We start from the raw sequence: 551 nt of genomic DNA, 5'->3' as shown, positions 1-551 counted from the left end.
TCGAGGAGCACCACGTCGCCTTGGCCCAGGGTGGGCGCCAGCTGCGTCTCGATATAGGGGCAAAGGCCGAGCGGGCAATCGGGCCAACGATCATCCAGGGCGCGCTCAGCTCAGAGCAACGCAGGCCCGCGATGAAGGTGTGCGTCTTCCAGTGCCCGAAGGGCGCGCTTGTGCGGAGCCGCTGGCCTTTGCGAGAGCGCCCGCGCAGGCGCGTCATCTTGGTGTTGACATAGGTCTCGTCGAGAAACACCAGCCGATGCGGCTCTTGCTGCATCCTGCGCTGACGCCGGCCTCTCCAGACCCGGCGCTCATGGTGTACATCGGCGCGTGCGCATTCCGCGGCCATCAGGGCTTTTTATACGTGAAGCCGTGTCGGCACAGCAGCCGCGACAGAGTGGCCGGGGCGGCGATCACCCCGTGCTCCTCGAGCAACAGAGCCGCGAGTTCGGGCATGGTGATGGCGGGCTGGGCCTCCCCCGCATGTAGCAGAAATGCCTCATAGGAGGCCAGCTTCCTGCCTCCAGGCGGGCGGCCCTGGCGGACCGGAGCCG

Annotated in this window: 1 pseudogene; it reads right to left on the bottom strand. The window is 67.3% G+C overall.

The features are described from left to right. Positions 1–551, bottom strand: a pseudogene (locus DC522_RS36760) (transposase); the annotation flags it as partial.

Source organism: Microvirga sp. KLBC 81 (genome assembly GCF_003075415.1).
GTDB lineage: Bacteria > Pseudomonadota > Alphaproteobacteria > Rhizobiales > Beijerinckiaceae > Microvirga.
This window is presented reverse-complemented; position numbering and strand designations above follow the sequence as displayed.